The 10,680-nt window shown below is 76.0% G+C and carries 8 protein-coding genes and 1 riboswitch; of the genes, 4 read left to right on the forward strand and 4 right to left on the reverse strand.

The window, feature by feature from the left end; translation table 11 throughout:
• The 3 genes from cbiT to ACWCSD_RS37665 all read left to right on the forward strand — a co-directional run.
• Window positions 1-1,058: precorrin-6Y C5,15-methyltransferase (decarboxylating) subunit CbiT (gene cbiT / locus ACWCSD_RS37655; protein ID WP_449922113.1), on the forward strand; the 1,058-nt coding region annotated here is incomplete at its 5' end.
• Between the two features lie 16 nt (window positions 1,059-1,074).
• Window positions 1,075-1,830 (forward strand): precorrin-4 C(11)-methyltransferase, encoded by a 756-nt coding sequence (gene cobM, locus ACWCSD_RS37660; protein WP_352359788.1) that lies wholly within the window; start codon window positions 1,075-1,077, stop codon window positions 1,828-1,830.
• A complete protein-coding gene (locus ACWCSD_RS37665; RefSeq protein WP_397158059.1) occupies window positions 1,815-2,570 on the forward strand; it encodes a cobalt-precorrin-6A reductase in 756 nt (251 codons plus the stop codon). Before cobM ends, ACWCSD_RS37665 begins: the two co-directional genes overlap by 16 nt.
• On the opposite strand, the gene ACWCSD_RS37670 is transcribed toward ACWCSD_RS37665, so the two are convergent.
• The 3 genes from ACWCSD_RS37670 to cobG are packed head-to-tail and all read right to left on the reverse strand — an operon-like array spanning window position 2,561 to window position 5,918.
• Complete coding sequence (locus ACWCSD_RS37670) at window positions 2,561-4,039, reverse strand: precorrin-2 C(20)-methyltransferase (RefSeq protein WP_449922116.1); 1,479 nt, start codon at window positions 4,037-4,039, stop codon at window positions 2,561-2,563. The genes ACWCSD_RS37665 and ACWCSD_RS37670 overlap by 10 nt on opposite strands.
• Before the next feature lie 5 nt (window positions 4,040-4,044).
• Window positions 4,045-4,665 (reverse strand): precorrin-8X methylmutase, encoded by a 621-nt coding sequence (locus tag ACWCSD_RS37675; protein ID WP_449922118.1) that lies wholly within the window; start codon window positions 4,663-4,665, stop codon window positions 4,045-4,047.
• Entirely contained in the window at window positions 4,662-5,918 is a 1,257-nt protein-coding gene (gene cobG, locus ACWCSD_RS37680) for a precorrin-3B synthase (protein WP_449922120.1), read from the reverse strand. The genes ACWCSD_RS37675 and cobG overlap by 4 nt, the downstream gene beginning before the upstream one ends.
• Before the next feature lie 31 nt (window positions 5,919-5,949).
• A riboswitch (cobalamin riboswitch) is annotated at window positions 5,950-6,131 on the forward strand.
• A 38-nt stretch (window positions 6,132-6,169) separates the two neighbouring features.
• On the opposite strand from cobG, the gene cobN reads away from it, so the two are divergent.
• Window positions 6,170-9,796, forward strand: coding sequence for a cobaltochelatase subunit CobN (cobN, locus tag ACWCSD_RS37685; protein ID WP_397158051.1), 3,627 nt, complete (start codon window positions 6,170-6,172; stop codon window positions 9,794-9,796).
• Here the strand turns inward: cobN and ACWCSD_RS37690 are convergent.
• Window positions 9,751-10,680: cobyrinate a,c-diamide synthase (locus tag ACWCSD_RS37690; protein WP_449922122.1), on the reverse strand; the 930-nt coding region annotated here is incomplete at its 5' end. The genes cobN and ACWCSD_RS37690 overlap by 46 nt on opposite strands.

Here is a 10,680-nt window from a genome sequence, read left to right on the forward strand (position 1 = left end):
CGCCGCTGCTGCCCGCCCTGCCGGCCCTCATGGACCGGTACGCCGGCCGCGAGGTCTGCGTGCTGGCCAGCGGCGATCCGATGTTCTACGGCATCGGCTCGACGCTGGTCCGGCTGCTGGGCGCGGAGCGCGTAACGGTGCTGCCGCACGTGTCGTCGTTGACGCTGGCCTGCGCCCGGCTGGGCTGGCCGGCCGAGCAGGTGGACGTCGTCAGCCTGGTGGGCCGGCCGCCCGCGGCGCTGGCCGCCGCGCTCCAGCCGGGCCGCCGGGTCGTCGTGCTCGGCGCGGGGCCTGACTCGCCGCCGGTGGTCGCCGGGCTGCTCGCCCGGCACGGGTACGGACCCAGCCCGATGACGGTGCTGTCGGAGCTGGGCGGCCCAGGGGAGTCCGAACGGCGGGGCACGGCCGAGAGCTGGGCGGAGGGCCAGGAGTCCGCGCTGCACGTGATCGCCGTCGAGTGCGTCCTCGCCCGGGACGCCGAGCCCCTGGCCAGGGTGCCGGGGCTGCCCGACGGCGCGTACGAGCACGACGGGCAGCTCACCAAGCGGGAGGTCCGCGCCGTCAGCCTGTCCCGCCTGGCCCCGCTGCCAGGCGAGCTGCTGTGGGACGTGGGCGCGGGGGCGGGCAGCATCGCCGTCGAGTGGATGCGCAGCCACCCGTCGTGCGCCGCCGTGGCGATCGAGAGCCGGGCCGACCGGGCCGCCGCCGTCCGGCGCAACGCCGAGCGACTCGGCGTGCCGTCGATGCGCGTGGTCGAGGGCAAGGCCCCCGGGGCGCTGGACGGGCTGCCCGAGCCGGACGCGGTGTTCGTCGGCGGCGGCGCGACCGCCCCCGGCCTGATGGAACGCTGCTGGACGGCGCTGCGCCCCGGCGGCCGGCTGGTGGTGAACGCCGTGACCCTGGAGTCCGAGGCCGTCCTCGCCCACTGGTACGGCAGGCTCGGGGGCGACCTGGTGCGCCTGGGCGTCCAGCGGGCCTCGCCGGTCGGCGGGTTCACCGGCTGGCGGGCGGCGATGCCGGTGACCGTGTGGTCGATCACAAGGAAGGATCAACGATGACGGAGGGGGACCGGCCGTGACCGTGTACTTTGTCGGAGCCGGTCCCGGCGCCGCCGACCTGATCACCTTGCGCGGCCTGCGCCGGCTGGAGGCGTCGCCGGTCTGCCTGTACGCCGGGTCGCTGGTGCCGCGCGAGCTGCTCGACGCCTGCCCGCCCGGGGCCAGGCTGGTGAACACGGCGGACCTGACGCTCGACGAGATCGTCGCCGAGCTGGCCGCCGCGCACCGCGACGGTCTCGACGTGACGCGGCTGCACTCGGGCGACCCGTCGGTGTTCAGCGCCGTGGCCGAGCAGATGCGCAGGCTGGACGCCCTCGGCGTGCCGTACGAGGTGGTGCCCGGGGTTCCGGCGTTCGCGGCGGCCGCGGCCGCGCTGGGCCGGGAGCTGACCGTGCCCGGCGTCGGCCAGACGGTCATCCTGACGCGCACCTCCGCCCGCGCCACCCCCATGCCGGACGGCGAGGACCTCGGCACGCTCGGCGCGAGCCGGGCCACGATGGTGCTGCACCTGGCCGTGCAGCGGATCGACGCGGTGGTGGCCGAGCTGCTGCCCTCCTACGGACCGGACTGCCCGGTGGCCGTGGTCGCGCGGGCGAGCCGGGCCGACGAGGTGATCCTGCGCGGGACGCTGGCCGACATCGCCGGACAGGTCCACGACGCCGGGATCCGGCGGACGGCCGTGATCGTCGTGGGCCGGGTGTTGTCGGCGACGCAGTTCCCCGACAGCCACCTCTACAGCGACGCCAGGGAGCGGGCGTGCGACGGGTCCTGATCCTCGGCGGCACCGCGGAGGCGCGGGCCCTGGCCGCCGAGCTGGCCGCCGATCCCGGGCTGCACGTGGTGTCCTCGCTGGCGGGACGGGTGAACAACCCGCGGCTCCCCGTGGGCGAGGTGCGGGAAGGCGGGTTCGGCGGGCCGTCGGGCCTGGCCGCGTGGCTGCTGGAGGAGCGCATCGACGTGCTGGTCGACGCCACGCATCCGTTCGCGGAGCGGATGACCGCCTCGGGGGTCGCGGCCTCGTCGGCGACCGGGGTGCCGCTGCTGGTGCTGCGGCGTCCGGGATGGCGGGAGGGGCCGGGCGACGCGTGGCTGCGGGTCGGCTCCCTCCAGGAGGCGGCCGGGCTGCTGACCACGGCCCGGTGGGGCGCGGCCGGCCGGGACACCCGGGTCTTCCTCACGACCGGACGCCGGAGCCTGCCGGTGTTCGCGCCGCTGCCCGGCGTGTGGCTGCTGGCCAGGTCGGTGGACCCGCCGGAGGGGCCGGTGCCGGCGAACGTGCACGTCCTGCTCGACCGCGGGCCGTACACCGTCGAGGGCGAGCGCGCCCTGATCCGGGAGCACCGCCTGGACGTGCTGGTGACCAAGGACAGCGGCGGCGGCATGACCACGGCCAAGCTCGGCGCGGCGCGTGAGCTCGGCCTGCCGGTGATCATGGTGGACCGGCCGCCGCTGCCCGCGGGCGTCCGGGCCACGGACAGCGTGGCGGCGGCGGCGGCCTGGGTTCAGGGGTAGCGGCGCGGGGTGTAGACGACGCCGCCTTCGGTGGCCCGGGTCGTGGACGAGCCGATGATCAGCAGGCAGCGCATGTCCACCTGGCCGGGGTCCAGCTCGCCGAGCGTGGTGACCGCGACGCTCTCCTGCGGGCCGCCGACGTCGCGGCCGATCACCACGGGGGTGTCCGGCGCGCGGTGCTCCAGCAGCAGGTCCCGGGCGGCGGCGACCTGCCACGTACGGCTGCGCGAGGCCGGGTTGTAGATCGCCAGCACCAGGTCCGCCCGCGCGGCCGCGGACAGCCGGTCGGCCACCACCTCCCACGGCTTGAGCAGGTCGGACAGCGACAGCACGCAGTAGTCGTGGCCGAGCGGCGCGCCCGCCCTGGCGGCGACCGCCTGGGCGGCGGTCAGTCCCGGCACGACCCGCACCGGCACGTCCGGGAAGTCGGCGGCGGCTTCGAGCACGGCGCTGGCCATGGCGAACACGCCCGGGTCGCCGGACGACACGACCGCCACGCGAGCCCCGTCCCGGGCCAGCTCAAGGGCGTGCCTGGCGCGTTCGGCCTCCACCCGGTTGTCGGTGCGGTGGCGGCGCTGGCGCGGGTTCGGAGCCACCCGGTCCACGTACGGGCCATAGCCGACGAGGTCGGTGGCCGCGGCCAGCGCCTCCTGCGCCTCCGGCGTCAGCCACGGCCGCCCGGCCGGGCCCAGGCCGACCACGGCCACCTCGCCCCGCACCTCGTCCGCCGGGCGCTCGGGGACGAAGGTGCGCTCGGCCGGGCTGGCGAGCAGGGCCAGCGAGAAGTACGGGACGCCGTCCGGGTCCACGTCCTTCAGCGGGGCGACCCGCTCGGCGCCCATGGTGGCGCGCTCGACGTACCAGGCGTCGTCGAGGCGGCCCGCCTCGGCCAGCGCGTCGCGCACCTTCCCGAACGTGCGGCCCAGCTTGAGCACGGCGGCCGAGTCGGTGTCGCGCAGCCGCTCGGCCAGCACCTGCGCGGGCAGCGTGCCGGGCAGCACGGTCAGCACCTCGTCCCGCTCGACCAGCGGCCGTCCCAGCACGGCGGCGGCGGCGCTGACCGAGGTCACGCCGGGCACCACCTCGGTCGGGTAGCGGTGGGCGAGCCGCTTGTGCATGTGCATGTAGGAGCCGTAGAACAGCGGGTCGCCCTCGGCCAGCACGACCACGGTGCGGCCCGCGTCCAGGTGGGCGGCCAGGCGTTCGGCGCAGTCGGCGTAGAAGTCGTCGAGCGCTCCCTGGTAGCCGCCGGGGTGGTCGGTGGTCTCCGTGGTCAGCGGGTAGAGCAGCAGCTCCTCGATCTGGCCTTCGCGCATGTACGGCAGCGCGATCGAACGGGCGATGCTGCGGCCGTGCCGGGCGGCGTGGTAGGCGATCACGTCGGCCTCGCCGATCAGCCGGGCCGTCCTGACCGTGACCAGCTCGGGGTCGCCGGGGCCCAGGCCGACTCCGTACAGGCGTCCTGACATGGTCGTCACTCCGTCTCGTTCGCGATGGCGTTGATCGCGGCGGCCGTCATCGCACTGCCGCCGCGACGGCCGTGCACCACCAGGTACTCCAGGTCGCTGTCGGCCAGCGCCTGCTTGGACTCGGCCGCGCCGATGAAGCCGACCGGGATGCCGAGCACGGCCGCGGGGCGTCCGGCGCCCTCGGCCACCAGCTCCAGCAGCCGGAACAGGGCGGTCGGCGCGTTCCCGATCGCCACCACCGCGCCCTCCAGGCGGTCGCGCCACAGCTCCAGGGCCGCGGCGCTGCGGGTGGTGCCGAGGCGTTCGGCCAGCTCGGGCACGCGCGGATCGCCCAGCGTGCACAGCACCTCGTTGCCCGCGGGCAGCCTGCGCCGGGTCACGCCGGAGGCGACCATCATGGCGTCGCACAACACCGGCGCGCCGCCGCGCAGCGCCTCCCTGGCCCGCGCGACCACCTGCGGCGACCAGGCCAGGTCGGTGACGAGGTCGGTCATGCCGCACGCGTGGATCATGCGCACCGCCACCTGGGCGACCTCGGGCGGCAGGCCCGTGAGGTCGGTCTCGGCGCGGATGGTCGCGAACGAGCGCCGGTAGATCTCGGCGCCGTCGCGGATGTAGTCGCTCACTCCTGGCGTTCCTCGTATCCGTTGATGGTTGCGATCAGCTGGCGGACCGGGCCGCGTGGCAGGCCGCAGCGCCGCTCGCAACCGGCCCAGTGGACGGGCGTGGCGGGTGCGCGGCCGAGGCTCCGCACCCATTGCCGGGCATCGGCCCGCACGTCGGCGAGCGCCTTCGCGCAGCCAGGACGGCCGGTGCAGGCGGTCACCCCGGCCCAGGGGGAGTCCGGGTCGGTGGCGAGCCCGGCGGCGGCCAGCGCCCGCTCGGTCCGGTCCGCCTCGCCGGGGGAGAGGTCCGGCAGGACGACGGTCCGCCAGGGGGTCAGGCGCACCGGCCGTCCGAGGTCCGCGAGGGCTCCGGCCTGGCCGGACGTCAGGCGGCCGAGTGGCACGAGCGCCTCGATCGCCACCCGGCCGTCCCGCTGGGCGATCCTGCCCGCCGACGGGCGGCGCGCGGAGACGGGGGCGGGCGGGGCGTCCGCGGCTGCCGCGATGTTCGCGGCGGCCGGGGTTTCCGGCGCTTCCGGCGCTTCCGGGGCGTCCGGCGCTTCCGGGGCGTCCGGGGCGTTCGCGGCGTCGATCAGGCTTGGTTCGCCGGCGCGCAGGCGGGTGGCGATTCTGGCGGGGCCGTCCGGGAGGTCGCGGATGCGCCAGGCGCGCGGGCCGTCGGGGGACAGCTCGTCCAGGAACGCCTCGGCGGCGTCGATCATGAGCGGGACGGCCGCGTCCGGGGCGACGGTCAGCCCCGTGTCGGCGCCGGCGAGCAGCAGCCGTCCGGTCGCCACGTAGGTGACGTCCGCGCCGAGCCCGGCGACGTCCCGCGTGCCGTCGTCCAGGGCGAACAGGAACCGTCCCGGCAGCGCGGCCAGCCGGGGCCGCGCGCACAGCGCCCGGTCCAGGGCGTCCGCCATCGCCAGCACGTCCAGCAGCCCGTCGGGACCGCGCCCGCCCAGCGGCGAGGCCAGGATGTTGCGCACCCGCTCGTGCGCGGGCGACGGCAGCAGCCCGGCCGCCGCGATCCGCCCGGCGAAGACCTCCGGCGCGCGCAGCCCCCGCACCTGGACGTTCGCCCGCGACGTCAGCTCGATCACGCCCGTTCCCAGCTCGGCCGCGCACCCGGCGAGCACGCGGAGCTGCGCGGCCGACACCGCGCCGCCGGGCAGGCGCACGCGGGCGAGCGGGCCGTCGGCGGCCTCGTGCACCTGGAGCGCCCCCGGACAGGCATCGGGACGCGTACGTCCGGAAGATTCACCTACGGGCACGAAGGGATCGTAACGCCACTTCTGGGACGGGTCGCTCCTGTCGTAAGCTTCGGCGTAGACGATGGCAATGGGAGGAAGCCGGTGTGAATCCGGCGCGGTCCCGCCACTGTGACCGGGGAGCGAACCCCACCACGAGGCCACTGTCCGGCGACGGGCGGGAAGGCCGGGGTGAGCGTCGATCCGGGAGCCAGGAGACTCCTGCCGTCGTGTCACCCGCGACCGGGGCGAGGACCCCGAGGGAGGAATGCGCCGTGCCTGGCGACAGCCGTACCGTTCTGCTGCTCTCCACCTCCGACACCGACCTGCTGAGCGCTCGCGCCTGCGGGGCGGGCTACCGCCTGGGCAATCCCGCCCGGCTGACCGCCGAGGACGTCCCCGGCCTGACGGAGGGGACCGACCTCGTCGTGGTGCGCCTGCTGGGCGGGCGGCGGGCCTGGCCGGAAGGGCTCGACGCGTTGCTGGCCGGGCCGCGCCCGGTGGTGGTGCTGGGCGGGGAGCAGGCTCCCGACGCCGAGCTGATGGAGCTGTCCACGGTCAGCGGCGGGGTGTGCGCCGAGGCGCACGCCTACCTGGCCCATGGCGGTCCGGCGAACCTGGCCGAGCTGCACGCGTTCCTGTCCGACACCGTCCTGCTGACCGGGCACGGGTTCGAGCCGCCCGTCCCCGCTCCCACCTGGGGACGGCTGGACCGCCCTGCCAGGACCACCGGCGGTCCCGTGGTGGGCGTGCTCTACTACCGGGCCCACCACATGGCCGGCAACACCGCGTTCGTCGAGGCGTTGTGCGACGCCGTCGAGGACGCGGGCGGGCAGGCGCTGCCGGTCTTCTGCTCGTCCCTGCGCGCGGCCGAGCCGGAGCTGCTGGACACGCTGCGCGCGGCGGACGCCCTGGTCGTCACGGTGCTGGCGGCGGGCGGCTCCCGTCCGGCCACCGCGGGGGCGGGCGGCGACGACGAGGCCTGGGACGTCGGCGCGCTGGCCGGGCTGGACGTGCCGATCCTGCAAGGACTCTGCCTGACCACCACCCGGCAGGCATGGGAGGAGAACGACGACGGGCTGTCGCCGCTGGACGCCGCCTCCCAGGTCGCGATCCCGGAGTTCGACGGGCGGATCATCACGGTGCCGTTCTCGTTCAAGGAGATCGACCCCGACGGGCTGACCGTCTACGTCGCCGACCCCGAGCGGGCCGCCCGGGTGGCGGGCATCGCGGTGCGCCACGGCCTGCTGCGGCACACCCCTCCCGCCGAACGGCGGCTGGTGGTGATGTTGTCGGCGTACCCGACCAAGCACTCCCGCGTCGGCAACGCGGTCGGGCTGGACACCCCCGCGAGCACCGTCCGGCTGCTGGCCCGTCTCGCCGAGGCGGGTTACGACCTGGGCGACGGCTTCCCCGGCGTGGCCGACCAGGACGGCGACGCGCTGGTGCACGCGCTGATCGCCGCCGGCGGCCAGGACCAGGACTGGCTGACCGAGGAGCACCTGGCGGGCAACCCGGTGCGCATCTCCGCCGCCTCCTACGAGCAGTGGTACCGGACGCTGCCCGCGGCCCTGCGCGAGGGAATCGAGCGCCACTGGGGCCCGCCGCCCGGAGAGCTCTTCGTGCACGAGGGCGACAGCGGGACCGACATCGTGCTGGCCGCGCTGCGGGCCGGGAACCTGGTGGTGATGGTGCAGCCGCCGCGCGGCTTCGGGGAGAACCCGATCGCCATCTACCACGACCCCGACCTGCCGCCCAGCCACCACTACCTGGCCGCCTACCGCTGGCTGTCGGCCGAGTTCGGCGCGCACGCGATGGTGCACGTCGGCAAGCACGGCAACCTGGAGTGGCTGCCCGGCAAGTCGGCGGGGATGTCGGCCGCGTGCGGCACCGACGCCGCCATCGGCGACCTGCCGCTGGTCTACCCCTTCCTCGTCAACGACCCGGGGGAGGGCACGCAGGCCAAGCGGCGCGCGCACGCCGTGCTGGTGGACCACCTGGTGCCGCCGATGGCCCGCGCCGACACCTACGGCGACATCGCCCGGCTGGAGCAGCTCCTGGACGAGCACGCCACGATCGCCGCCATGGACCCCGCCAAGCTGCCCGCGATCCGGGCGCAGATCTGGACGCTGATCCAGGCCGCCCGGCTCGACCACGACCTCGGGCTGGCCGACCGGCCGCACGACAGCGAGTTCGACGACCTCATCCTGCACGTGGACGGCTGGCTGTGCGAGGTGAAGGACGCCCAGATCCGCGACGGGCTGCACGTCCTCGGCCAGGCGCCCACCGGCCAGGTGCGGGTGGACCTGGTGCTGGCGATGTTGCGCGCCCGGCAGATGTGGGCCGGCAGGGAGACGCTGCCCGGCCTGCGCGAGGCGCTCGGCCTGGCCGAGGACGGCACGGCGGCGCTCGGCGACGTGGACCGCGCCGAGACGACCGCCCGCGCCCTGGTCGAGGCCATGGAGCAGCACGCCTGGGCCCCGGACGCAGCCCCCGCCGTCACCCGCGCGGTATTGGGTGGCGTGGCCGAGGAAGGCGTGGCCGAGGGGCGGGTGGAGCTGGTGGCGCGGGTGCTGGCGTTCGCCGCCACCGAGATGGTGCCGCGCCTGGCCCGCACCACCGACGAGCTCGACCACGTCCTGCACGCCCTGGACGGCGGCTACGTGCCCGCCGGCCCCAGCGGCTCCCCCCTGCGCGGCCTGGTCAACGTGCTGCCGACCGGCCGCAACTTCTACTCCGTGGACCCCCGGGCGGTGCCCAGCCGCCTGGCCTGGGAGACCGGCCAGGCGATGGCGGAGTCGCTGCTGGAGCGCTACCGCGCCGACACCGGCGAGTGGCCGCGCTCGGTCGGGCTGTCGGTGTGGGGGACCAGCGCCATGCGCACGGCGGGCGACGACGTCGCCGAGGTGCTGGCCCTGCTCGGCGTCCGCCCCGAATGGGACGAGGCGTCGCGTCGCGTCATCCGCCTGGAGCCGATCCCGCTCGCCGAGCTGGGCCGCCCGCGCATCGACGTGACGGTCCGCATCAGCGGCTTCTTCCGCGACGCCTTCCCGCACGTGGTCGGCATGCTCGACGACGCCGTACGGCTGGTCGCGTCGCTGGCGGAGCCCGCCGAGGACAACTACGTCCGCGCCCACGTGGCCGCGACGGGCGGCGACGAGCGACTGGCCACGATGCGCGTCTTCGGCTCCGCGCCCGGCGCGTACGGGGCCGGGCTGCTGCCGCTCATCGACAGCCGCAACTGGCGCGACGACGCCGACCTGGCCGAGGTGTACGCCGTGTGGGGTGGCTACGCCTACGGCCGCGACCTCGACGGCGTCGCCGCCCGCCCCCAGATGGAGGACGCCTACCGCCGCATCGCCGTCGCCGCCAAGAACGTCGACACCCGCGAGCACGACATCGCCGACTCCGACGACTACTTCCAGTACCACGGCGGCATGATCGCCACCGTGCGCGCGCTCACCGGCAAGGCCCCGGCCGCCTACGTCGGCGACAGCACCCGCCCCGACGCCGTGCGCACCCGCACCCTGTCGGAGGAGACCTCACGGATCTTCCGCGCCAGGGTGGTCAACCCGCGCTGGCTGGCCGCCATGCGCCGGCACGGCTACAAGGGCGCCTTCGAGCTGGCCGCCACCGTCGACTACCTGTTCGGCTACGACGCCACCACCGGCGTGGTGGCCGACTGGATGTACGACAAGCTCACGGAGACGTACGTGCTCGACCCCGAGAACCAGGCGTTCATGGCCCGCTCGAACCCCTGGGCGCTGCACGGCATCGCCGAACGCCTCCTGGAGGCCGCCGAGCGCGGCATGTGGCAGCACCCGGACCCGGAGGTCCTGCGCGGCCTGCAGGAGGTCTACCTCAAGACCGAGGGCGACCTGGAGGACGACACCAGCCGCTGAGCCAGGCGCGGCGCGCCCGCCCAGTGCAGATGCAGGTAGGACGCGGTCACGCCGGGGTCGCCGTACCCGTCGAGGCCGCCGTCCCAGCGGAACAGCGGCTCGCCCGCGTACGTGAGGGCCGTCCGGTGGAACTCGTGCCCGCGCAGCCGCTCGCCCGTCCTGGTGAGCGGCGAGCGGCGCAGCGCGACGGCGTCCCGGTAGCCGAGCGTCAGCCGGGACGTCATCCGCGCCCGCCCGGGGACGCGCCCGCACATGCGCTGACCGTCCAGCTCGTCGCACAGGTACAGCAGGCCCGCGCACTCGGCGGCGATCGGGCCGGGGAAGGCGGCCACCTGCTGCCGCAGGGGCTCGTTGGCGGCCAGCTCGGCGGCGTACACCTCCGGGAAGCCGCCGCCGATCACGATCGCGCCGGTCCCGTCCGGCAGCCGCGTGTCGCGCAGCGGGTCAAAGACGGCCACCTCGGCCCCCGCCGCCCGCAGCAGCTCGACCTGCTCGGCGTAGCCGAACGTGAACGCCGCCCCACCGGCCACGGCCACCACCGGCCGGTCGCCTCTGACGGGCTCCTGGCCGCGCGCGGCAGCCGCCACCGCCTCCTCCGGCCGGCCGCCCGTCGCGGCGGGCGTCGGCGGCGTCCAGGAGGGGCCGCCCAGCGGGGGAGCGGAGCGCGCCAGCCGCAGCAACGCGTCCAGGTCGCACGAACGCGCCACCAGGGCGGCCAGCCGGTCCACGGCGGCGACCGCCTCGGTCCGGCGCTCGGCGGCCGGCACCAGCCCCAGGTGCCGGGAGGGCGTGGCCACGGCGTCGTCGCGGCGGATCGCCCCCAGCACCGGCACGCCCGCCGCCGCCAGCGCCGACCGGCACAGCTCCTCGTGCCGGTCGGAGCC

The sequence above is a fragment of the Nonomuraea sp. NPDC001684 genome, assembly GCF_053596515.1.

Excerpts from the sequence above, each read along its gene's own strand:
- ACWCSD_RS37670 (WP_449922116.1), bottom strand. The coding sequence starts at position 4,039 with ATGTCAGGACGCCTGTACGGAGTCGGCCTGGGCCCCGGCGACCCCGAG.